The sequence below is a fragment of the Luteimonas sp. A478 genome (assembly GCF_054052025.1).
In genome coordinates, this window is sequence record NZ_JBSVRF010000001.1 from 1 (window position 1) to 19,243 (window position 19,243).

Here is a 19,243-nt window from a genome sequence, read left to right on the forward strand (position 1 = left end):
AGGGCTACCGTCCGCAGTTCTACTTCCGCACCACCGACATCACCGGCGCCTGCGAGCTGCCGGAGGGCGTGGAGATGGTGATGCCGGGCGACAACGTGAAGATGGACGTTGAGCTGATCAACCCGGTGGCGATGGACGAAGGCCTGCGCTTTGCAATCCGCGAAGGCGGCCGCACGGTCGGCGCCGGCGTGGTGGCCAAGATCAACAAGTAATGGTTTGGCCCGTGCGCCTTTGGCGCACGGGCTTTTCAGGTCGGGCAGTCGGTCTTCGGGCCGTTCCGCCCGCCTGGGGGCAAAACGGAAAAAGGGCTTGCGCTCCAGATTCCAATGCTCCATAATGGTCAGCTTGCTCACGGACTCAGCTTCATCGGGCCCGTGATACAGCGAAAGGAGGCGCAGGAAGCACCTCGTTTTCGCCAGACATGGAAATGTCGCGCGGCAGGGCCCCGGTCGTTCCGAAGGATTTTCGGAACATTACGGCAGGGGCGCGTTGTCACGCTTGCAGTTCCCTGTTTGGGCAGGACGGGCAACCGGTCTGCCTCTGTTTTCTCCGAAGGATACTTCCGGACTGGCGGCATTGGCTCGGAAAGTCTTTGATTTTAACGGGGTCCTGCGCACCCAGCCGCAGGGCCCGACGCTCTTTCAACCAAGGAATTTCGTCTCATGGCGGACCAAAAGATCCGGATCCGGCTCAAGGCTTTCGATCATCGTCTGATCGACCGCTCGGCCAGCGAGATCGTGGAAACGGCGCGGCGTACCGGCGCGCAGGTGCGCGGGCCCATCCCGCTGCCGACCAGGATCGAGCGCTACACCATCCTGACCTCGCCGCACGTCAACAAGGACGCGCGCGACCAGTATGAAACCCGCACGCACAAGCGCGTGCTCGACATCGTCGACCCCAATGACAAGACCGTGGACGCGCTGATGAAGCTCGAGCTCGCGGCCGGCGTCGACGTCCAGATCAAGCTGACCTGAGGCTAACGAAATGACTGCGAAGAGATATTCGCTGGGAATCGTCGGTCGCAAGGCGGGCATGAGCCGGGTGTTCACCGAAGATGGCCAGTCCATTCCGGTGACCCTGATCGAAGCCACCCCGAACCGTATTACCCAGGTGAAAACCGTCGACGCCGACGGCTACACCGCGGTGCAGGTCACCGCCGGGCACAAGCGTGCCTCCCTCATCAACAAGCCGGAATCCGGCCACCTGGCCAAGGCCAAGGTGGAAGCAGGCCGCGGTCTGTGGGAGCTGCGCGTGGATGACCTGGGCGAGCTGGCCGTTGGCGGCGAGATCAAGGCCGACATCTTCCAGGTCGGCCAGAAGGTCGACGTCCAGGGCGTGACCAAGGGCAAGGGCTTCCAGGGCACGATCAAGCGCTGGAACTTCAGCATGGGTGACGCCACCCACGGCAACTCGCTGGCGCACCGGACCCCGGGTTCGCTGGGTCAGCGCCAGTCGCCGGGTCGTGTGTTCCCGGGCAAGAAGATGGCCGGTCACATGGGCGATGTGCGCCAGAGCACGCAGGGCCTGGAAGTGGTCAGGGTCGACGCCGAGCGCGGCCTGATCGCGGTCAAGGGCGCGGTACCGGGTGCGCCGGGCGGTGACGTGATCGTGCGTCCCACCAGCAAGGGTCAAGGAGCAGCATGATGGAACTTGCCATCGACAACAGCAGCCAGACGCTGTCGGTCTCCGGCGCCGTATTCGGCCGTGAATTCAGCGAGGACCTGGTCCATCAGGTCGTTGTTGCCTACCGCAACGCCGGCCGTGCCGGCACCAAGGCGCAGAAGACGCGCTCGGAAGTGGCAGGCACCACCAAGAAGTCCAAGAAGCAGAAGGGTGGCGGCGCCCGTCACGGCGCGTTGACCGCTCCGATCTTCCGCGGCGGTGGCGCGACCTTCGCGGCCAAGCCGCGCAGCTTCGGCGAGAAGGTCAACCGCAAGATGTACCGTGCGGCCATCGCCGCCATCCTGAGCGAGCTCAACCGCCAGGGTCGTCTGCGGGTGGTCGAGTCGTTCGATATCGACTCGCCCAAGAGCAGCGGCCTGGTTGCCAAGCTGAAGGAAGCCGAGGTGGGCAAGCGCCCGCTGATCGTGACCGAAGAGGCTTCGGAAAACCTGTACCTGTCTGCGCGCAACCTGCCCTACGTGGAAGTGCGTGACGTGCAGGGCCTGGACCCGGTTGCCCTGGTGTCCGCCGATACCGTGCTGGTCACCACCGACGCGGTGAAGAAGATCGAGGAGTGGCTGGCATGAACGAGGCGAAACTCTACGAAGTCATCCGTGCGCCGCGCGTGTCCGAAAAGACCGCGCGCCTGCAGGAAGTCTCCAACCAGTATGCGTTCGAAGTCGCGAAGGACGCGACCAAGGCCGATATCAAGACCGCCGTCGAGAAGCTGTTCGACGTCAAGGTCGAAGCGGTGAACGTGGTCAACGTGAAGGGCAAGAACAAGTCCTTCCGCTTTCGTACCGGCCGCCGCGGCGACTGGCGCAAGGCGTACGTGAAGCTGGCCGAGGGCCAGTCGATCGACGTGATGACGGCCAAGGTCTGACGGAGCCCTGATCCAGTCAGGTCTCCACTCAAACAGGATTCAGTCCCATGCCATTGATGAAATTCAAGCCCACATCCCCAGGCCGCCGTTCCGCGGTCCGCGTGGTCTCGCCCGAGCTGCACAAGGGCGACCCCTATGCGCCGCTGGTGGAAAAGCAGAGCCGTACCGGTGGTCGTAACCACCACGGCCGCACCACCACGCGCCACATGGGTGGCGGGCACAAGCAGCACTACCGCATCATCGACTTCAAGCGCAACAAGGAAGGCATTCCGGCGCGCGTGGAACGGATCGAATACGATCCCAACCGCACCGCCCACATCGCCCTGCTGTGCTACGTCGACGGTGAGCGCCGTTACATCATCGCCCCCAAGGGCCTGAAGGCAGGCGACCAGGTCATTGCGGGCTCCGATGCCCCGATCAAGACCGGCAACAGCCTGCCGCTGCGCAACATCCCGGTCGGCTCCACGGTGCACTGCATCGAAATGAAGCCGGGCAAGGGTGCGCAGATGGCCCGCGCTGCCGGCGCCGGCGTGCAGCTGGTTGCCCGTGAGGGAGCCTACGCCACACTGCGCCTGCGTTCGGGCGAGACCCGCCGCGTGCCGTCCGAGTGCCGGGCGACCATCGGTGAAGTCGGCAACGTCGAACACAACCTGCAGAAGCTGGGCAAGGCCGGTGCCAACCGCTGGCGCGGCATCAAGCCGGGCGTGCGTGGCGCGGCCATGAACCCGGTCGACCATCCGCACGGTGGTGGTGAGGGCAAGGCCGGGCAGGGCAACCCGCATCCGGTCACGCCTTGGGGCGTACCCACGAAGGGTTACAAGACGCGTCACAACAAGCGCACCCAGAAGTTCATTGTGCGCGACCGCAGGAGCTGATCGATCATGGCACGTTCACTTAAGAAAGGTCCTTTCGTCGACCACCACCTCGTCAAGAAGGTGGAGGCCGCAGGCACCACCAAGCGACCGATCAAGACCTGGTCGCGCCGGTCGATGATCCTGCCGGAAATGGTGGGATACACGATTGCCGTGCACAACGGACGCAATCACATTCCGGTGCTGATCAACGAAAACATGGTTGGACACAAGCTCGGCGAATTCGCATTGACCCGGACGTTCAAGGGTCACGGCGGCGATCGGAAGTCCAGGTAAGGAGATGACAATGGAAGCCAAAGCTGTATTGCGCAGCGTGCGCATCTCCGCACAGAAAGCCCGCCTGGTCGCGGACCAGGTGCGTGGGCTGTCGGCCGAGCGTGCCGTCGGCCTGCTCAGGTTCTCTGACAAGAAAGCCGCACACCTGATCCGCAAGGTGGTGGAGTCGGCGATCGCCAACGCCGAGAACAACCTGGGCGCCGACGTGGACGAACTGTCGGTGACCCGGATCATGGTGGATGAGGGTCCGACGCTGAAGCGTTTCATGGCGCGCGCCAAGGGCCGCGGCACCCGCATCCTCAAGCGCACCAGCCACATCACCGTGGTGGTGGGCGACGCGACCGGAAAGGGCAAGTAAACATGGGTAATAAGGTTCATCCGACCGGCTTTCGCCTCGGGGTTTCCAAGGATTGGAACTCCAAGTGGTACGCCGACAAAAAGGAATTCGCAGGCTATCTGACCGCTGACCTGAAGGTTCGCGAGATGCTGCGCAAGAAGCTGTCGCAGGCCGGTATCAGCAAGATCCTGATCGAGCGCCCGGCCAAGACCGCCCGCGTCACCATCCACACCGCCCGTCCGGGCGTGGTGATTGGCAAGCGCGGTGAGGACATCGACCGCCTGCGCAAGGAAGTGAGCGACATGATGGGCGTTCCGGCGCACATCAACGTCACCGAAGTGCGCAAGCCTGAACTGGATGCGCAGCTGGTGGCAGAGTCGATCGCCCAGCAGCTCGAGCGCCGCATCATGTTCCGCCGCGCCATGCGTCGGGCCGTGGGCAACGCCATGCGCCTTGGTGCCCTGGGTATCCGGGTCAACGTTGCAGGCCGCCTCAACGGCGCCGAAATCGCGCGCTCGGAGTGGTACCGCGAAGGTCGCGTGCCGCTGCACACCCTGCGTGCGGACATCGACTACGGTTTTGCCGAAGCGAGCACCACTTACGGGATCATCGGCATCAAGGTATGGGTCTACAAGGGCGAGATCTTCGATTTCAGCCAAGTGGGCCAGGAAAAGCAGGACGATTCGCCGCGCGGCGATCGTGGCGAGCGCAACGAGCGCCCGCGCGGTCCGCGTCGTGATCGGCAGGCGAGGGACTAATCATGCTGCAACCCAAGCGAACCAAATACCGCAAGACGCACAAGGGCCGTAACGCTGGCCTGTCGTGGAACGGCAACCTAGTGAGCTTCGGCGAATTCGGCCTCAAGGCCACCCAGACCGGGCAGATCACCGCGCGCCAGATTGAAGCCGGCCGCCGCTCGATCAGCCGTCACGTGAAGCGTGGCGGAAAGATGTGGATCCGGGTGTTCCCCGACAAGCCGATGACCAAGAAGCCGATCGAAGTGCGCATGGGCTCGGGCAAGGGCAACGTGGAGTACTGGGTAGCCCAGATCCAGCCCGGCCGCATGATCTACGAGATCGAAGGCGTTGATGAGGCAACCGCGCGCGAGGCGTTCCGCCTGGCCGCTGCCAAGCTTTCGGTCACCACCCAATTCGTGACCCGGACGGTGCGCTGATATGGCAACCATCAACGAACTGCGAGAAAAGTCGGCTGAGGACCTGCAGACCCACCTGGTGGAGCTGCACAAGGAACAGTTCTCGCTGCGCATGCAGAAGGCCACCGGCCAGCTGGACAAGACCCACGAGGCCCGCCGGGTCCGCCGCGACATCGCGCGCGTCAACACTCTGCTTGGCCAGATCGAATCTGGCACGCGGAAGTAAGGAAGGCCGACGATGAACGAGAACGTTACCGATATGAAGCAGGCCGAAAAAAAGCTGCGCACGGTTGAAGGCCGGGTGGTCAGCAACAAGATGGACAAGACCGTGACCGTACTGGTCGAGCGCCAGGTCAAGCACGCGCTGTACGGCAAGTACATCCGCCGCTCGACCAAGCTGCACGCCCACGACGCCGAGAACTCCTGCAACGAGGGCGATACCGTCCGCGTGGTGGAGATCGCGCCGATGTCCAAGACCAAGAACTGGCGCGTGGTCGAGATCGTCTCGCGCGCGGCCGAGTAAGGAAGGAGCGCTGACATGATCCAGACAGAAAGCCACCTCGACGTGGCCGACAACTCCGGCGCCAAGGAAGTGATGTGCATCAAGGTGCTCGGCGGCTCCAAGCGCCGTTACGCCGCGATTGGCGACATCATCAAGGTGTCGGTCAAGGACGCCATTCCGCGCGGCCGCGTGAAGAAAGGCGAGGTGTACAACGCCGTCGTGGTGCGTACCCGCAAGGGCGTGCGCCGTGCCGACGGTTCGCTGATCCGCTTCGATGGCAATGCCGCGGTGCTGCTGAACGCCAAGCATGAGCCGATCGGCACCCGCATCTTCGGGCCGGTGACGCGCGAGCTGCGCTCCGAGAAGTTCATGAAGATCGTCTCGCTCGCGCCTGAAGTGCTGTGAGCGGAGGACAGGAATAATGGCTATCAACCGTATCAAGAAGGGCGACCACGTCATCGTGACCGCCGGCAAGGACAAGGGTAAGCGCGGCGACGTAGTGCGCGTGGACGGCGATCGGGTGACCGTGTCGAACATCAACATCGTCAAGCGCCACACCAAGCCCAATCCCCAGGCTGGACAGCCTGGCGGGATCATCGAGCGCGAAGCGCCGATCAACGTGTCCAATGTGATGCCGTTCAACCCTGCTACCGGCAAGGGCGAGCGCATTGGTATCAAGGTGCTGGAGGATGGACGCCGGATTCGGGTGTTCCGCTCCAGTGGTGAAGCGCTCGACGCTTGAGGAATGAATAAATGAGCCGTCTGGAAAAGTTCTACAAGGAAGAAGTGATGCCGAAGCTCATGGAGCAGTTCGGCTACACCAATCCGATGCAGGTTCCGAAGGTATCCAAGATCACGCTCAACATGGGCGTGGGCGAGGCTGCTACCAACAAGAAGGTGCTGGAAAACGCAACCGCCGACATGGCCAAGGTGTCCGGCCAGAAGCCGATCGTGACCAAGTCGCGCGTGTCCGTGGCCTCGTTCAAGATCCGTGACGGCTGGCCGATCGGCTGCAAGGTGACCCTGCGTCGCCGGCGGATGTACGAGTTCCTGGACCGCCTGATCAACGTGTCGTTGCCGCGCGTTCGCGACTTCCGCGGTGTGTCGGCGCGTTCGTTCGACGGACGTGGCAACTTCAACATGGGTGTGAAGGAGCAGATCATCTTCCCGGAGATCGACTTCGACCAGGTTGATGCGGTCCGCGGCATGGATATCGCCATCACCACCACCGCGAAGACCAACGAGGAGGCCAAGGCCCTGCTCGAGGCCTTCCGCTTCCCGTTCCGCTGAGGAAGAGATTCAACTATGGCAAAGAAATCAATGGTCAACCGCGAGGTCAAGCGGGCGAAGCTGGCAGAGAAATATGCCGCCAAGCGCGAAGAGCTGAAGAAGATCATCTCCAGCCCGACCTCCGACTACGACGTGAAGATGGACGCCGTGGCCAAGCTGCAGAAGCTGCCGCGCGATTCGTCTCCGTCCCGCCAGACCAGCCGCTGCGCCCTGACCGGCCGGCCGCGTTCGGTGTACAGCAAGTTCGGCCTCGGCCGCAACAAGCTGCGCGAGGCCACCATGCGTGGCGACGTACCGGGTCTGCGCAAGGCGTCCTGGTAAACAATCAAAATCCTTACGGATATCGATGCAGGTAAACTGATATGAGCATGACTGATCCAATCGCCGACATGCTGACCCGCATGCGCAATGCGGCAGCGGTTGGCAAGCCGGCGGTGAAGATGCCCTCTTCCAAGATGAAGGTGGCCATCGCCAAGGTCCTCAAAGACGAGGGCTACATCACTGATTGGCGCGTGATCGAGACCGGCCCGAAGGCCGACCTTGAAGTCGAACTGAAGTATTACGAAGGCCAGCCGGTCATCGAGCAGATGCAGCGTTTCTCGCGGTCCGGCCTGCGCCAGTACCGCGGCAAGGACGATCTGCCGAAGGTGCTCAACGGGCTGGGTATCGCCATCATTTCAACCTCCAGGGGCATCATGACCGATGCGCAGGCGCGCCAGCAGGGCGTCGGCGGTGAAGTCCTGTGCTTCGTGGCCTGACGGAGAAAAAAGAATGTCCCGTATTGCCAAGAAGCCGATTCCGCTGCCCAAGGGCGTTGACCTGACCATCCAGGACGACTCGTTCACTGTGAAGGGCCCGAAGGGTTCCCTCTCCCTGGCGCGTCCGGAAGGCATCGATATCAAGATCGAGGACGGCAACATCGTGCTCGCCCCGGTCGAGCCTCAGCACATGGCCATTACCGGCACCATCCGCTCGATCCTGGGCAACATGGTGCACGGCGTGTCGGAAGGCTTTGAGCGCAAGCTCGAGCTGGTCGGCGTGGGTTACCGGGCCGCGGTGCAGGGCAAGGATCTGAACCTGACCCTGGGCTTTTCCCATCCGGTGCTGTTCCCGATTCCGGAAGGGATCACGATCACCACGCCAACCCAGACCGAGGTCCTGGTTGCCGGTGCCGACAAGCAGCAGGTGGGCCAGGTTGCCGCCAAGATCCGTGGATACCGTCCGCCGGAGCCCTACAAGGGCAAGGGCGTGAAGTACGCCGGTGAACAAATCATCCGCAAGGAAGCCAAGAAGGCTTAAGCGGACACCATCCGCGCCGATCCGCTTCCAACTGAGAAGACACAGCTATGGACAAGAATAAAGCTCGCCTGCGTCGCGCCCGCTCCACGCGCTCGCGCATCCGCGAACTCGAGGTGCCGCGCCTGTCGGTGCTGCGCACCGGCCAGCACCTGTACGCCCAGGTGTTCACCTCCGACGGCTCCAAGGTGCTGGCTGCCGCCAGCACCACCCAGGCCGACGTGCGTGAGGGCCTGAAGGGCCTGAACAACATTGAAGCCGCTACCAAAGTGGGCAAGGTCATCGCTGAAAAGGCGAAGGCTGCCGGTATCGAGAAGGTCGCGTTCGACCGCTCGGGATACCGCTACCACGGCCGCGTCAAGGCCCTGGCAGATGCCGCACGCGAAGGTGGTCTGCAGTTCTGATCCGTGAAATACCCTGGCGGGAGTACGCTCCCGCCACTTGAGGGCTGTCACCCCGGCCCTGGTTGGCGTATTATCGCGGGTTCGCAATTCCCCGGCCCGGTTATACCGGGCCGGGTTGCCACTGGAAAAGCGCGGGACTCCGCGCCGACCGGGCCTTGGCTCATCCGCCGGTGCGGACATGCACCGGACGTCCGTCGCCTTCTGTGCGGCGAAACGGAACACGGCACCAGCACCCAACAACAAGCGGCACCAGCCGTACATTCCCGATACTGACAAAGGCAAAAGAAAGATGGCAGAAGAACGCTCACCGCGCGGCCGCGACCGTAATCGTCGCGATCGCGAGGAAATGGACGACGGAATGATCGAGAAGCTGATCACGGTCAACCGCGTCGCAAAGACCGTCAAGGGCGGTCGCCAGTTCACCTTCACCGCGCTGACGGTTGTGGGCGACGGCGAAGGCCGGATCGGCTTCGGCTACGGCAAGGCCCGTGAAGTGCCGCTGGCGATCCAGAAGTCGATGGAAGCCGCCCGCAAGGGCATGAGCAACATCGAACTCAATGGCGGCACCCTGTGGCATACGGTCAACGCCAATCACGGTGCGGCCCGCGTGTTCATGAAGCCGGCTTCCGAAGGTACCGGCGTGATCGCCGGCGGTGCGATGCGCGCCGTGCTAGAGGCGGTTGGCGTGAAGGACGTGCTGGCCAAGGCGGTCGGCTCGCGTAACCCGATCAACCTGGTGCGCGCCACGATCAAGGGCCTGCAGTCGATGCACTCGCCCGGCAAGATCGCTGCCAAGCGCGGCAAGAAGGTGGAGGAACTTCAGCATGGCTAAGAAGGAAACCACCGGCGGCACCGTCAAGGTGCGCCTGGTCAAGGGCCTGCAGGGCACCCAGGGACGTCACCGCCTGTCGGTGCGTGCGCTGGGTCTGAGCAAGATCAACGACGTCCGTGAACTGAAGGACAGCCCGCAGGTGCGGGGCCTGATCAACAAGGTCCAGTATCTGGTCCGGGTCGAGGAGTAATCGACAATGCGACTGAACACTATGAAGCCCGCAGAGGGCGCCCGCACCGAACGCACGCGCGTCGGTCGTGGTATCGGCTCCGGCCTGGGCAAGACTGCCGGCCGTGGACACAAGGGCACGTTCGCGCGCTCGGGCAAGGGCAAGATCAAGGCGGGCTTCGAAGGCGGCCAGATGCCGCTTCGCAAGCGTCTGCCGAAGGTCGGCTTCCGCTCGCGGATCGCTGGTGACACCGCTGAGGTCTTCCTGTACCAGCTGGAGAAGCTGGAAGGCGACATCGACTTCAAGGCGCTGCGCGCCGCGAAGCTGGTGCCGTCGACGGCCAAGCGCGCCAAGATCGTGAAGAAGGGCGAAGTGACGAAGAAGCTCGTGCTCAAGGGCGTGCTGGCCACGGCCGGTGCCCGCGCGGCTATCGAAGCCGCCGGCGGCAGCATTGAGGAAGCCTGATGTCGCGTAGCGCTGGCGCCATGGGTGGCCTGGGCGCAGGCCTGGGCAAGTTCACCGAGCTGCGGCAGCGTCTGCTGTTCGTGGCCGGTGCGCTGCTGGTGTACCGCATCGGGTGCTATATCCCGGTGCCGGGCGTCAACCCGGACGCAATGCTGCGCCTGATGGAGCAGCAGCAGGGCACCATCGTGGACATGTTCAACATGTTCTCCGGTGGCGCCCTGGAGCGCTTCAGCCTGTTCGCGCTGAACGTGATCCCCTACATCTCGGCCTCGATCGTCATGCAGCTGATGGTGCAGATCGTGCCGAGCCTGAAGGCGATCCAGCGTGAGGGCGAGTCGGGCCGTCGCAAGATCACCCAGTGGTCGCGCCTTGGTGCGATCCCGCTGGCGATCTTCCAGTCCGCGGGCATCGCGGTGGCGCTGCAGAGCTCGGGTGCCGGCGCGGGGCTGAACGTGGTCTACGCGCCGGGTATGGGCTTTGTGCTGACTGCCATCGTGGCGCTGACCGCAGGCACCATGTTCCTGGTGTGGCTGGGTGAGCAGGTGACCGAGCGGGGCATCGGCAACGGTGTATCGCTGATTATCTTCGCCGGCATCGTGGCCGGGCTGCCCGGTGCGATCTTCACCACGCTGGAGCAGGCCCGCAACGGCGACATGAGCCCGATCGCGGTGATCATGATCGCGGCGATCGTGATGGCCTTCACCTTCTTCGTGGTGTTTGTCGAACGCGGCCAGCGCAGGATCACAGTCAACTACGCACGACGTCAGGGTGGGCGGAACGCCTATCAGAACCAGACGTCGTTCCTTCCGCTGAAGCTCAATATGGCGGGCGTGATTCCGGCGATTTTTGCTTCGTCGATGATCATGTTCCCGGCGACCGTGTCCACCTGGTTCGGCCAGGCGGGTTCGGCACTGTGGCTGCAGCGGGCGGCGCAGGCGCTGTCTCCGGGCCAGCCGCTGTACATCCTGCTTTACGGCGGGCTGATCGCGGGCTTCACCTTCTTCTACACGGCGCTGGTGTTCAACAGCCAGGAAACCGCCGACAACCTGAAGAAGTCCGGAGCGCTGATTCCCGGTATTCGCCCGGGCAAAGCAACGGCTGAGTACGTGGACGGTGTGCTGACCCGGCTGACTGCGGCGGGCGCGACCTATCTGGTCATCGTCTGTCTGCTGCCCGAGTTCATGCGTACCGAGCTCAACGCGTCGTTCTACTTCGGTGGCACCTCGCTGCTGATCGTGGTGGTGGTGGTGATGGACTTCATCTCCCAGATCCAGGCGCACCTGATGTCGCACCAGTATGAAAGCCTGCTCAAGAAGGCCAACCTCAAGGGCGGCGGCAGGCGCTGAGGCGAAACCAGGTTTCGCTGATGCAATGAACAATGGCGGGCTTCGGCCCGCCGCGGTCCACCGGCCACACAGGTGGATCAGTACGAGAACAAAGGCGGCCCCGCAGGGCCGCATGGATCCCGGGACGTAGCGCCCGGATCCTGATGGGCGACCCGGGCGGCGATCTCGCGCACGGGTGGGCCAGCGCCAGTCCTCACTGGGTGGGTGGGGCGGCCAGAATGGGATCTGATCCCGTTTTTGGCACAGCGCAGGTCCGTCGCCGGAGCATGGGCACACTCCCCATGCCGGAGTCCGCGGGATTTTTATCCTGGGGGCTTCCTGAAGAGCCGAGATCCTGATACAATTTCTTGTTCACTCTGCCCGATGCGTGCCGTTTTGGTGTCGCCCGGTCAGACTAACCAGTTTGGAGACCGCGTAATGGCGCGTATTGCTGGCGTCAACTTGCCCGCCCAGAAGCATGTCTGGGTTGGGCTCCAGAGCATCTACGGCATTGGCCGTACCCGTTCCCGGCAGGTCTGCACTGCGGCTGGCGTCGATGAGACGACCCGTATCGTGGACCTGTCCGAGCCTGAAGTCGAACGCCTGCGCGCCGAAGTTGGCAAGTTCGTGGTGGAGGGTGACCTTCGCCGTGAAGTAGGCATGTCAATCAAGCGTCTGATGGACCTGGGCAGCTACCGCGGCCTGCGTCATCGTCGCGGTCTTCCCCTCCGCGGCCAGCGCACCCGCACCAACGCACGTACCCGCAAGGGCCCGCGCAAGCCGATCAGGAAGTAAGGAATAGCCATGGCAAAGCCGGCAGCCAAGACCCGGAAGAAGATCAAGCGCGTCGTCACCGACGGCGTCGCTCACGTACACGCATCGTTCAACAACACGATCGTGACCATCACCGACCGCCAGGGCAACGCACTGTCCTGGGCGACTTCGGGAGGCGCGGGTTTCCGCGGCTCGCGCAAGTCGACCCCGTTTGCGGCACAGGTAGCAGCAGAGAAGGCCGGCAAGGCCGCTCTGGACTACGGCCTGAAGTCGCTGGAAGTGCGCATCAAGGGCCCTGGCCCGGGCCGTGAATCCGCCGTGCGTTCGCTGAACAACGTCGGGTACAAGATCACCAACATCATCGACGTGACGCCGATCCCGCATAACGGGTGCCGTCCGCCGAAAAAGCGCCGCGTCTGAGGGAGCGATAAGAAATGGCACGTTACATCGGTCCTACCTGTAAGCTCGCCCGTCGCGAAGGCGTCGACCTGGGTCTGAAGAGCCCGACCCGCGCGCTTGACTCCAAGTGCAAGCTGGATCAGAAGCCCGGCCAGCACGGTGCCGGTACCGGCGCCCGCCGCAGCAGGCTGTCCGACTACGCCACCCAGCTGCGCGAGAAGCAGAAGGTCAAGCGTATCTATGGCCTGCTGGAGCGTCAGTTCCGCAATTACTACAAGAAGGCTTCGACCAAGAAGGGCAACACCGGCGAGAACCTGCTGCAGGCGCTGGAAACCCGTCTGGACAATGTGGTCTACCGCATGGGCTTCGCCGTCACCCGTCCGTCGGCGCGCCAGCTGGTGTCGCACCGCGGCGTGACCGTGAACGGCCAGGTCGTGAACCTGCCGTCCTTCCAAGTGAAGGCAGGCGACGCGATTGCGCTGACCGAGAAGGCCCAGAAGCAGATGCGGGTGCAGGAAGCGCTGGACGTTTCCGCACAGATGGATCTCTCGCCGGGCTGGGTCGAAGTTGACGCCAAGAAGTTCAGCGGTGTGTTCAAGGCGGTGCCGGATCGCGGCGATCTGCCGCCCGACATCAACGAAGCATTGATCGTCGAGCTGTACTCGAAGTAAGGGCCGCCTGATCTTCGCGGCCTTGCGCTTCGAAGATACATGCAGACGCCCACATCACCAGGCCGGTGCGCTTCGCGCATCGGCCGCCTCCTTGAAGCAAGGGGGCCCCAAATGCAAACGCCAAGGCAATCACCACCGGTTCCCGCCGGTGGGTCATTGCAGGAGAAGCCAATAACATGACGGTTACCGCCAACCAGGTCCTGCGCCCCCGCGCCCCGCAGATCGAGCGCCTGAACGGCAATCGCGCCAAGGTCGTGATCGAACCGTTGGAGCGGGGCTACGGGCATACGCTTGGCAACGCGCTGCGCCGCGTGCTGCTTTCGTCCATCCCCGGCTTCGCGATCACCGAGGTCGAGATCGACGGCGTGCTGCACGAGTACAGTGCCATCGAAGGCCTGCAGGAAGACGTGCTGGAAGTGCTCCTCAACCTGAAGGATGTCGCCATCCGCATGGGTACGGGCGAGTCTTCCACCCTGAGCCTGAGCAAGTCGGGCCCGGGCGTAGTGACCGCCGGTGACATCAAGGTTGATCACAACGTTGAGGTGCTTAACCCCGACCACGTGATCTGCAACCTGACCAAGGATGCCTCGATCAACATGCAGCTCAAGGTCGAGCGCGGTTTCGGTTACCAGCCGGCAGCGGCCCGCCGCCACCCGGACGAAGAAACCCGCACGATCGGCCGGCTGATGCTGGACGCCTCGTTCTCCCCGGTGCGCCGCGTGGCGTACGAAGTGGAAGCGGCCCGCGTCGAGCAGCGCACCGACCTGGACAAGCTGGTCCTGGACATCGAGACCAACGGCACGATCGACGCCGAGGAAGCCGTGCGCACCGCCGCCGACATCCTCACCGATCAGCTGTCGGTGTTCGGCGACTTCACCAACCGTGACCGCGGCGCGAGCAAGCCGCAGCCGGCCGGTGTGGATCCGCTGCTGCTGCGTCCGATCGACGATCTGGAACTGACCGTTCGTTCGGCCAACTGCCTGAAGGCCGAGAGCATCTACTACATCGGCGACCTGATCCAGAAGACCGAAGTGGAGCTGCTCAAGACCCCGAACCTGGGCAAGAAGTCGCTCACCGAGATCAAGGAAGTGCTGGCGCAACGTGGTCTGTCGCTGGGCATGAAGCTTGAGAACTGGCCGCCGCCGGGGCTCAACAGCCACGGCATGCTGGGCTGAGGAAGCGCGTTTGCGAGCCACTGGCTCGCTCGCTTGCGCACGCCCGGTCAGGATGACTGGGCATGGCTCTCCGGAGCCGTTGCAGCACCGCCATGGATTGCAGCCACGAAATTGATTGTGCAGTTGCAGTAGTACTCAGCGTCGACGGCCCAAGGCCGCGACCAACGCCGGCAAGGGACGCCGGTCAGGACCATCCGCAGTCCATGTTCCAACGCCAGGAAGGCGACAGCGAAATCCAACGTTCCAGCACTCAATAAGGAAGCATACTCATGCGCCACCAGAAAGCCGGCCGCAAGTTCAGCCGCACCAGCGCCCATCGCCAGGCGATGTTCAAGAACATGGCCGCGTCCCTGTTCAAGCACGAACTGATCAAGACCACCCTGCCCAAGGCCAAGGAACTGCGCCGCGTCGCCGAGCCGCTGATCACCCTGGCCAAGGTCGACAGCGTTGCCAACCGCCGTCTGGCCTTCTCGCGTCTGCGTGACAAGGAAGCCGTGGGCAACCTGTTCACCACCCTCGGTCCGCGCTACGGATCGCGTCCGGGCGGGTACCTGCGCATCCTCAAGTGCGGCTTCCGCGCCGGTGACAACGCGCCGATGGCCTACGTTGAACTGGTCGACCGCCCGCAGGCGGATGCTGCCGGCGACAACGACTGATCCGCTCCGCGTGATCTGATCGAATCCAGAAACCCCGGCCCGCGCGTCGGGGTTTTTGCTATCTTGCGCTGCTTCCGCAACGGCCCCGCCAATGAGCATGAAGACACCCCGCTTGCGTTTCCGGACCCAGATGCTGGCCGCCGGCGCGATCTGTTTCGTCCTGATCGGATTCGCGATCTTTTCGCAGCTGCAGTGGGGGCTGGATCCGTGCCCGCTGTGCATTTTCCAGCGCCTGGCGTTTGCCGGCCTCGGCGTGGTGCTGCTGGTCGCCGGGGTCCTCGCACCACGGGCGCTCTGGGGCCGGCGCGCCTGGTCGCTGTTGGCTGCGGTCGCGGCCGGAGTTGGCATTGCGATTTCCGGCCGGCATGTGTGGCTGCAATTGTTCCCACCGCCGATTCCGGCCTGTGGGCCGCCGCTGGATTTTCTGCGCGAGACCCTGTCCACGGGACACTTGATCCGCCGGGTGCTCACCGGCACCGGTGACTGCGGCGCCGTGGACTGGACCTTCCTGGGCCTTTCAATGCCAATGTGGGCGCTGACCTGGTTCCTGCTGCTGGGAGCATGGGCGCTGTATGCGGGTTTCAGCCGCAGCCGGTAGGCTTGCTTCAAATTGACGCATTGCAGCAATCTGTCATGATGGCGAACCGCTACAGGTAGTTGCCAATGAGCCAACCAGAACGTTCCCTCCGTGCCGTGAACCTGCCCGCCGAATGGACACCGGACAGCTGGCGCGACCGTCCGGCCCTGCAGCTGCCTGTGTATCCGGATGCGGATGAGCTGGCCGGCGTGCAGGGGGAGCTGGCTGCGCTGCCGCCACTGGTGACGTCCTGGGAAATCCTCAGCCTCAAGCAGCAGCTCGCCGAAGCGCAGGAAGGCCGGCGGTTCCTGCTGCAGGGTGGCGACTGTGCGGAGAGCTTCAGCGACTGCAGCTCGGAAGTGATTTCCAACCGGCTCAAGGTGCTGCTGCAGATGAGTCTGGTGCTGGTACACGGCATGCGCATGCCCGTGGTGAGGGTAGGGCGTTTCGCCGGTCAATACGCTAAACCGCGTTCAGCAGACACCGAAACCCGCGATGGGGTAGTGTTGCCGACCTACCGTGGCGACATCGTCAACGGTCCGGACTTCACCGCCGCCGCGCGCACGCCGGATCCGCGGCGCATGGTCAAGGCGCATGCGCGCTCGGCCATGACCATGAACTTCATCCGTTCGCTCATCGATGGCGGCTTTGCCGACCTGCACCATCCCGAGTACTGGGGTCTGGAATGGGTGGGTGACTCCCCGCTGGCCGAGGAATACCAGCGCATGGTCAATGGCCTGGGCGATTCGGTACGTTTCATGGAAACCCTGGTGGGCACCCAGGTCCACGAGCTGAAGCGGGTGGACTTCTACACGTCGCACGAGGCCTTGCTGTTGCCCTACGAGGAGGCGCAGACCCGTCAGGTGCCGCGTCAATGGGGCTGGTTCAACCTCAGCACCCATTTCCCCTGGATCGGCATGCGCACCTGTGCAGCTGACGGCGCCCATATCGAATATTTCCGCGGCATCCGCAACCCGATAGCTGTGAAAGTGGGGCCGTCGGTGACAGCCGACCAGCTGCGCAAGCTGATCGATGTGCTCAATCCGGATGATGAGCCTGGACGCCTGAGCCTGATCCATCGCATGGGTGCCGCCCATGTCGGCGAGAAGCTGCCCCCGCTGCTGGACGCGATCCGCCGTGACGGTCGTCGCGTGCTGTGGGTGTGTGACCCCATGCACGGCAATACCGAAGCCAGCAGCAACGGGTACAAGACCCGGCGCTTCCACAATATCCGCAGCGAGATCGAGCAGTCGTTCGATATCCATGCGGCCGCAGGCACGCGCCTGGGCGGCGTGCATCTGGAACTGACCGGCGAAGACGTGACCGAGTGCACCGGGGGCGCCCGCGAGCTGACCGATACCGATCTCAGCCGTGCCTACCGGTCATCGGTCGATCCGCGGCTGAACTACGAGCAGGCGCTGGAAACGGCGATGCTGATCGGCCGCAAGCAGGCCTCGCTGGGAGAGCCGGCACCGGCCTGAGCTGGGTAGGGAGAAGGGGCGTCCAATCTGTGTGGGCGCCCGCTCCAGGCTCCAAGCCGGCGGAAGCCGGCTCTGGGTCAAGTCAGGTCAGGTCAGGGAGAGCGGCTGGCGCGCTTGCGGTCCACTTCGGTGCGGTGCTTCTTGCGCAGGCGGATCTGGTTGGGCGTGACTTCGACCAGTTCATCGTCATCGATGAACTCCAGCGCCTGCTCCAGCGAGAACCGGATCGGCGGCACCAGGCCTTCGTCATCATCCTTGCCGGTGGCGCGGAAGTTGGTCAGCTGTTTGCCGCGCAGTGCGTTGACGGTCAGGTCATTGTCCTTGGAGTTGATGCCGATCACCTGGCCCTCGTAGATCTCTTCGCCGGGCTCGATGAACAGCCGTCCGCGCTCCTGCATCGCCATCTGTGCGTAGGCGGGGGACGGACCGGTGGCATTGGAGATCAGCACGCCGTTGCTGCGCTGGCCGATATCCGCGTCGGACCTCGGCCCGTAGTGGTCAAACACATGGAACAGCATGCCGGTGCCCGAGGTAATCGTCTTGAATTCGGTCTGGAAGCCGATCAGCCCACGCGCGGGGATGATGAACTCCATTCGCACGCGGCCCTTGCCGTCCGGCTCCAGGTTCTGCAGCACCGCCTTGCGCTCACCCAGGCGGCCCATCACGTTGCCCTGGTGCTGCTCGTCCACGTCGGCCACCAGCGCCTCGTAAGGCTCTTCGGTCACCCCGTCGACCTCGCGCAGGATCACTTCCGGACGCGACACGGCCAGCTCGTAGCCTTCGCGACGCATGGTTTCAATCAGGATGGACAGGTGCAGCTCGCCGCGGCCGGAGACCGTGAAACGATCGGCATCGGCGGTATCTTCAACCCGCAGCGCCACGTTATGCCGGGTCTCGCGGATCAGGCGCTCGCGCAGCTGGCGTGAGGTCAGGAACTTGCCGCCGGAGCGGTCCTTGGTGCCGGCAAACGGCGAATCGTTGACCTGGAAGGTCATGGAGATGGTGGGCTCGTCCACCGCCAGTACCGGTAGCTGCTCCACTGCGGAAGGGTCGCAAAGCGTGTCGGAGATGCCGAGGTTGTCGATGCCGGAGAAGGCGATGATGTCGCCGGCACTGGCTTCCTGCACCTCGACCCGCTCCAGGCCCATGAAGCCCAGCACCTGCATCACCTTGGCGTTGCGGGTGCTGCCATCGGCGGCGATCACGGTCACCTGCTGGTTGGTCTTGACCTTGCCGCGCTGGATCCGGCCCACCCCGATCACGCCCACGTAGCTGTTGTAGTCCAGCGTGGTCACCCGCATCTGGAACGGGCCGTCGGGATCAACCGGCGGCGGCGGAACGTGCAGGGTGATCGCCTCGAACAGCGGGGTCATGTCGCCGCTGCGCACGGTGTCTTCCAGCCCGGCATAGCCCTGCAGGCCGGAAGCGTAGATCACCGGGAAGTCCAGCTGCTCGTCGGTGGCGCCCAGGCGATCGAACAGGTCGAAGGTCTGGTCGAGCACCCAGCTCGGACGCGCGCCCGGCCGGTCCACCTTGTTCACCACCACGATCGGCTTGAAGCCCATCGCGAACGCCTTCTGGGTGACGAAGCGGGTTTGCGGCATCGGCCCGTCCATCGCGTCCACCAGTACCAGCACCGAGTCGACCATCGACAGCACGCGCTCGACTTCGCCGCCGAAGTCGGCGTGTCCGGGGGTGTCGACGATGTTGATGCGCCAGACTTCACCGGTTTCCGGGTGGGTCCAGCGGATCGCGGTGTTCTTGGCGAGGATGGTGATCCCGCGCTCTTTTTCGATATCGCCGCTGTCCATCACCCGGTCGGGGACGATGGTGCGTTCATCAAACGTGCCCGACTTGCGCAGAAGCTGGTCGACGAGGGTGGTTTTTCCATGGTCGACGTGGGCGACGATGGCGATATTGCGGAGGCGTTCGACTGACATGGATTTGGGCATCGGGCAGGCCGCACCCTGGTGCCATGGCAGGCAGGCGCGGGAAAGGACAGGGGTTAGCCGGTTATTATAGCTTGCTTGACCCCTCCTCACCT

Annotated in this window: 31 protein-coding genes; 30 read left to right on the plus strand and 1 reads right to left on the minus strand. The window is 63.8% G+C overall.

Translation table 11 applies throughout. The features are described from left to right. The 30 genes from ACW7G3_RS00005 to ACW7G3_RS00150 form a co-directional block, all read left to right on the plus strand. Positions 1-212: EF-Tu C-terminal domain-related protein (locus ACW7G3_RS00005; RefSeq protein WP_456980539.1), on the plus strand; the 212-nt coding region annotated here is incomplete at its 5' end. Between the two features lie 450 nt (positions 213-662). Continuing rightward, positions 663-974 carry a 30S ribosomal protein S10 gene (gene rpsJ, locus ACW7G3_RS00010; protein ID WP_343258327.1) on the plus strand — a complete coding sequence of 104 codons (312 nt, stop codon included), beginning with the start codon at positions 663-665 and terminating at the stop codon, positions 972-974. Between the two features lie 10 nt (positions 975-984). Further along, positions 985-1,644 carry a 50S ribosomal protein L3 gene (gene rplC, locus ACW7G3_RS00015; RefSeq protein ID WP_456980540.1) on the plus strand — a complete coding sequence of 220 codons (660 nt, stop codon included), beginning with the start codon at positions 985-987 and terminating at the stop codon, positions 1,642-1,644. After that, the gene (gene rplD / locus ACW7G3_RS00020; RefSeq protein ID WP_456980541.1) at positions 1,644-2,249 is read left to right on the plus strand and encodes a 50S ribosomal protein L4; all 606 of its coding nucleotides are present in this window, start codon (positions 1,644-1,646) and stop codon (positions 2,247-2,249) included. The genes rplC and rplD overlap by 1 nt, the downstream gene beginning before the upstream one ends. Continuing rightward, the gene (gene rplW / locus ACW7G3_RS00025; RefSeq protein ID WP_456976677.1) at positions 2,246-2,545 is read left to right on the plus strand and encodes a 50S ribosomal protein L23; all 300 of its coding nucleotides are present in this window, start codon (positions 2,246-2,248) and stop codon (positions 2,543-2,545) included. The genes rplD and rplW overlap by 4 nt, the downstream gene beginning before the upstream one ends. Positions 2,546-2,592: 47 nt before the next feature. Beyond that, positions 2,593-3,420 (plus strand): 50S ribosomal protein L2, encoded by an 828-nt coding sequence (gene rplB / locus ACW7G3_RS00030; RefSeq protein ID WP_456980542.1) that lies wholly within the window; start codon positions 2,593-2,595, stop codon positions 3,418-3,420. Between the two features lie 6 nt (positions 3,421-3,426). Then, a complete protein-coding gene (gene rpsS / locus ACW7G3_RS00035; protein WP_456976681.1) occupies positions 3,427-3,693 on the plus strand; it encodes a 30S ribosomal protein S19 in 267 nt (88 codons plus the stop codon). Between the two features lie 10 nt (positions 3,694-3,703). Beyond that, positions 3,704-4,051, plus strand: a complete 348-nt coding sequence (rplV, locus tag ACW7G3_RS00040) for a 50S ribosomal protein L22 (RefSeq protein ID WP_456976683.1) — start codon at positions 3,704-3,706, stop codon at positions 4,049-4,051. A gap of 2 nt (positions 4,052-4,053) precedes the next feature. Continuing rightward, on the plus strand, positions 4,054-4,788 hold the full coding sequence (gene rpsC / locus ACW7G3_RS00045) for a 30S ribosomal protein S3 (RefSeq protein WP_456976685.1): 735 nt from the start codon (positions 4,054-4,056) through the stop codon (positions 4,786-4,788). Positions 4,789-4,790: 2 nt separating this feature from the next. After that, positions 4,791-5,204, plus strand: a complete 414-nt coding sequence (rplP, locus tag ACW7G3_RS00050) for a 50S ribosomal protein L16 (RefSeq protein WP_456976687.1) — start codon at positions 4,791-4,793, stop codon at positions 5,202-5,204. A gap of 1 nt (position 5,205) precedes the next feature. Further along, a complete protein-coding gene (gene rpmC / locus ACW7G3_RS00055) occupies positions 5,206-5,409 on the plus strand; it encodes a 50S ribosomal protein L29 (RefSeq protein ID WP_456976689.1) in 204 nt (67 codons plus the stop codon). Positions 5,410-5,442: 33 nt separating this feature from the next. Continuing rightward, the gene (rpsQ, locus tag ACW7G3_RS00060; RefSeq protein ID WP_343258348.1) at positions 5,443-5,706 is read left to right on the plus strand and encodes a 30S ribosomal protein S17; all 264 of its coding nucleotides are present in this window, start codon (positions 5,443-5,445) and stop codon (positions 5,704-5,706) included. Between the two features lie 15 nt (positions 5,707-5,721). After that, positions 5,722-6,090 (plus strand): 50S ribosomal protein L14, encoded by a 369-nt coding sequence (gene rplN / locus ACW7G3_RS00065; RefSeq protein WP_456976691.1) that lies wholly within the window; start codon positions 5,722-5,724, stop codon positions 6,088-6,090. A gap of 16 nt (positions 6,091-6,106) precedes the next feature. After that, positions 6,107-6,427 (plus strand): 50S ribosomal protein L24, encoded by a 321-nt coding sequence (rplX, locus tag ACW7G3_RS00070; protein ID WP_343258317.1) that lies wholly within the window; start codon positions 6,107-6,109, stop codon positions 6,425-6,427. Positions 6,428-6,438: 11 nt separating this feature from the next. Further along, complete coding sequence (gene rplE / locus ACW7G3_RS00075; RefSeq protein ID WP_456976694.1) at positions 6,439-6,975, plus strand: 50S ribosomal protein L5; 537 nt, start codon at positions 6,439-6,441, stop codon at positions 6,973-6,975. Positions 6,976-6,990: 15 nt separating this feature from the next. After that, positions 6,991-7,296, plus strand: a complete 306-nt coding sequence (rpsN, locus tag ACW7G3_RS00080; RefSeq protein ID WP_456976696.1) for a 30S ribosomal protein S14 — start codon at positions 6,991-6,993, stop codon at positions 7,294-7,296. A 41-nt stretch (positions 7,297-7,337) separates the two neighbouring features. Continuing rightward, the gene (rpsH, locus tag ACW7G3_RS00085; protein ID WP_456976698.1) at positions 7,338-7,733 is read left to right on the plus strand and encodes a 30S ribosomal protein S8; all 396 of its coding nucleotides are present in this window, start codon (positions 7,338-7,340) and stop codon (positions 7,731-7,733) included. Positions 7,734-7,746: 13 nt separating this feature from the next. Beyond that, entirely contained in the window at positions 7,747-8,274 is a 528-nt protein-coding gene (gene rplF / locus ACW7G3_RS00090; RefSeq protein ID WP_456976700.1) for a 50S ribosomal protein L6, read from the plus strand. A 47-nt stretch (positions 8,275-8,321) separates the two neighbouring features. Next, positions 8,322-8,675 (plus strand): 50S ribosomal protein L18, encoded by a 354-nt coding sequence (rplR, locus tag ACW7G3_RS00095; RefSeq protein WP_456976702.1) that lies wholly within the window; start codon positions 8,322-8,324, stop codon positions 8,673-8,675. A gap of 289 nt (positions 8,676-8,964) precedes the next feature. Continuing rightward, a complete protein-coding gene (rpsE, locus tag ACW7G3_RS00100; protein WP_456976735.1) occupies positions 8,965-9,507 on the plus strand; it encodes a 30S ribosomal protein S5 in 543 nt (180 codons plus the stop codon). Continuing rightward, a complete protein-coding gene (rpmD, locus tag ACW7G3_RS00105) occupies positions 9,500-9,697 on the plus strand; it encodes a 50S ribosomal protein L30 (protein ID WP_456976704.1) in 198 nt (65 codons plus the stop codon). Before rpsE ends, rpmD begins: the two co-directional genes overlap by 8 nt. Before the next feature lie 6 nt (positions 9,698-9,703). Then, a complete protein-coding gene (gene rplO / locus ACW7G3_RS00110; protein WP_456976706.1) occupies positions 9,704-10,141 on the plus strand; it encodes a 50S ribosomal protein L15 in 438 nt (145 codons plus the stop codon). Between the two features lie 20 nt (positions 10,142-10,161). Next, positions 10,162-11,487, plus strand: coding sequence for a preprotein translocase subunit SecY (gene secY / locus ACW7G3_RS00115; protein ID WP_456976737.1), 1,326 nt, complete (start codon positions 10,162-10,164; stop codon positions 11,485-11,487). A gap of 417 nt (positions 11,488-11,904) precedes the next feature. Continuing rightward, complete coding sequence (gene rpsM / locus ACW7G3_RS00120; protein WP_456976707.1) at positions 11,905-12,261, plus strand: 30S ribosomal protein S13; 357 nt, start codon at positions 11,905-11,907, stop codon at positions 12,259-12,261. Positions 12,262-12,270: 9 nt separating this feature from the next. Continuing rightward, on the plus strand, positions 12,271-12,660 hold the full coding sequence (gene rpsK / locus ACW7G3_RS00125; protein ID WP_456976709.1) for a 30S ribosomal protein S11: 390 nt from the start codon (positions 12,271-12,273) through the stop codon (positions 12,658-12,660). A 14-nt stretch (positions 12,661-12,674) separates the two neighbouring features. Then, positions 12,675-13,310 carry a 30S ribosomal protein S4 gene (rpsD, locus tag ACW7G3_RS00130; protein WP_456976711.1) on the plus strand — a complete coding sequence of 212 codons (636 nt, stop codon included), beginning with the start codon at positions 12,675-12,677 and terminating at the stop codon, positions 13,308-13,310. Between the two features lie 176 nt (positions 13,311-13,486). Next, a complete protein-coding gene (locus tag ACW7G3_RS00135) occupies positions 13,487-14,485 on the plus strand; it encodes a DNA-directed RNA polymerase subunit alpha (RefSeq protein WP_456976713.1) in 999 nt (332 codons plus the stop codon). A 269-nt stretch (positions 14,486-14,754) separates the two neighbouring features. Beyond that, positions 14,755-15,141: a 50S ribosomal protein L17 gene (gene rplQ / locus ACW7G3_RS00140; protein ID WP_456976715.1), complete on the plus strand. Its 387-nt coding sequence runs from the start codon at positions 14,755-14,757 to the stop codon at positions 15,139-15,141. 97 nt (positions 15,142-15,238) lie between these two features. Beyond that, positions 15,239-15,739, plus strand: coding sequence for a disulfide bond formation protein B (locus ACW7G3_RS00145; protein WP_456980544.1), 501 nt, complete (start codon positions 15,239-15,241; stop codon positions 15,737-15,739). Between the two features lie 65 nt (positions 15,740-15,804). Next, a complete protein-coding gene (locus ACW7G3_RS00150) occupies positions 15,805-17,199 on the plus strand; it encodes a class II 3-deoxy-7-phosphoheptulonate synthase (protein WP_456980545.1) in 1,395 nt (464 codons plus the stop codon). Positions 17,200-17,291: 92 nt separating this feature from the next. Here ACW7G3_RS00150 and typA read toward each other — a convergent pair whose 3' ends face one another. After that, on the minus strand, positions 17,292-19,139 hold the full coding sequence (typA, locus tag ACW7G3_RS00155; protein WP_456980546.1) for a translational GTPase TypA: 1,848 nt from the start codon (positions 19,137-19,139) through the stop codon (positions 17,292-17,294). Positions 19,140-19,243: the final 104 nt, after the last annotated feature.

What these genes read in the sequence shown, in the direction of transcription:
- rpmD (WP_456976704.1), top strand. Translation starts at nt 9,500, where the DNA reads ATGGCTAAGAAGGAAACCACCGGCGGCACCGTCAAGGTGCGCCTGGTC.
- rplR (WP_456976702.1), top strand. Translation starts at nt 8,322, where the DNA reads ATGGACAAGAATAAAGCTCGCCTGCGTCGCGCCCGCTCCACGCGCTCG.
- rplN (WP_456976691.1), top strand. Translation starts at nt 5,722, where the DNA reads ATGATCCAGACAGAAAGCCACCTCGACGTGGCCGACAACTCCGGCGCC.
- rpmC (WP_456976689.1), top strand. Translation starts at nt 5,206, where the DNA reads ATGGCAACCATCAACGAACTGCGAGAAAAGTCGGCTGAGGACCTGCAG.
- rplQ (WP_456976715.1), top strand. Translation starts at nt 14,755, where the DNA reads ATGCGCCACCAGAAAGCCGGCCGCAAGTTCAGCCGCACCAGCGCCCAT.
- ACW7G3_RS00150 (WP_456980545.1), top strand. Translation starts at nt 15,805, where the DNA reads ATGAGCCAACCAGAACGTTCCCTCCGTGCCGTGAACCTGCCCGCCGAA.
- rpsJ (WP_343258327.1), top strand. Translation starts at nt 663, where the DNA reads ATGGCGGACCAAAAGATCCGGATCCGGCTCAAGGCTTTCGATCATCGT.
- rplF (WP_456976700.1), top strand. Translation starts at nt 7,747, where the DNA reads ATGTCCCGTATTGCCAAGAAGCCGATTCCGCTGCCCAAGGGCGTTGAC.
- rplB (WP_456980542.1), top strand. Translation starts at nt 2,593, where the DNA reads ATGCCATTGATGAAATTCAAGCCCACATCCCCAGGCCGCCGTTCCGCG.
- rplP (WP_456976687.1), top strand. Translation starts at nt 4,791, where the DNA reads ATGCTGCAACCCAAGCGAACCAAATACCGCAAGACGCACAAGGGCCGT.
- rplV (WP_456976683.1), top strand. Translation starts at nt 3,704, where the DNA reads ATGGAAGCCAAAGCTGTATTGCGCAGCGTGCGCATCTCCGCACAGAAA.
- rpsM (WP_456976707.1), top strand. Translation starts at nt 11,905, where the DNA reads ATGGCGCGTATTGCTGGCGTCAACTTGCCCGCCCAGAAGCATGTCTGG.
- rplX (WP_343258317.1), top strand. Translation starts at nt 6,107, where the DNA reads ATGGCTATCAACCGTATCAAGAAGGGCGACCACGTCATCGTGACCGCC.
- secY (WP_456976737.1), top strand. Translation starts at nt 10,162, where the DNA reads ATGGGTGGCCTGGGCGCAGGCCTGGGCAAGTTCACCGAGCTGCGGCAG.
- rpsC (WP_456976685.1), top strand. Translation starts at nt 4,054, where the DNA reads ATGGGTAATAAGGTTCATCCGACCGGCTTTCGCCTCGGGGTTTCCAAG.
- ACW7G3_RS00145 (WP_456980544.1), top strand. Translation starts at nt 15,239, where the DNA reads ATGAAGACACCCCGCTTGCGTTTCCGGACCCAGATGCTGGCCGCCGGC.
- rplE (WP_456976694.1), top strand. Translation starts at nt 6,439, where the DNA reads ATGAGCCGTCTGGAAAAGTTCTACAAGGAAGAAGTGATGCCGAAGCTC.
- rpsD (WP_456976711.1), top strand. Translation starts at nt 12,675, where the DNA reads ATGGCACGTTACATCGGTCCTACCTGTAAGCTCGCCCGTCGCGAAGGC.
- rpsE (WP_456976735.1), top strand. Translation starts at nt 8,965, where the DNA reads ATGGCAGAAGAACGCTCACCGCGCGGCCGCGACCGTAATCGTCGCGAT.
- rplD (WP_456980541.1), top strand. Translation starts at nt 1,644, where the DNA reads ATGGAACTTGCCATCGACAACAGCAGCCAGACGCTGTCGGTCTCCGGC.
- rpsH (WP_456976698.1), top strand. Translation starts at nt 7,338, where the DNA reads ATGAGCATGACTGATCCAATCGCCGACATGCTGACCCGCATGCGCAAT.
- typA (WP_456980546.1), bottom strand. Translation starts at nt 19,139, where the DNA reads ATGTCAGTCGAACGCCTCCGCAATATCGCCATCGTCGCCCACGTCGAC.
- rplO (WP_456976706.1), top strand. Translation starts at nt 9,704, where the DNA reads ATGCGACTGAACACTATGAAGCCCGCAGAGGGCGCCCGCACCGAACGC.
- rpsS (WP_456976681.1), top strand. Translation starts at nt 3,427, where the DNA reads ATGGCACGTTCACTTAAGAAAGGTCCTTTCGTCGACCACCACCTCGTC.
- ACW7G3_RS00135 (WP_456976713.1), top strand. Translation starts at nt 13,487, where the DNA reads ATGACGGTTACCGCCAACCAGGTCCTGCGCCCCCGCGCCCCGCAGATC.
- rpsK (WP_456976709.1), top strand. Translation starts at nt 12,271, where the DNA reads ATGGCAAAGCCGGCAGCCAAGACCCGGAAGAAGATCAAGCGCGTCGTC.
- rpsQ (WP_343258348.1), top strand. Translation starts at nt 5,443, where the DNA reads ATGAAGCAGGCCGAAAAAAAGCTGCGCACGGTTGAAGGCCGGGTGGTC.
- rplW (WP_456976677.1), top strand. Translation starts at nt 2,246, where the DNA reads ATGAACGAGGCGAAACTCTACGAAGTCATCCGTGCGCCGCGCGTGTCC.
- rplC (WP_456980540.1), top strand. Translation starts at nt 985, where the DNA reads ATGACTGCGAAGAGATATTCGCTGGGAATCGTCGGTCGCAAGGCGGGC.
- rpsN (WP_456976696.1), top strand. Translation starts at nt 6,991, where the DNA reads ATGGCAAAGAAATCAATGGTCAACCGCGAGGTCAAGCGGGCGAAGCTG.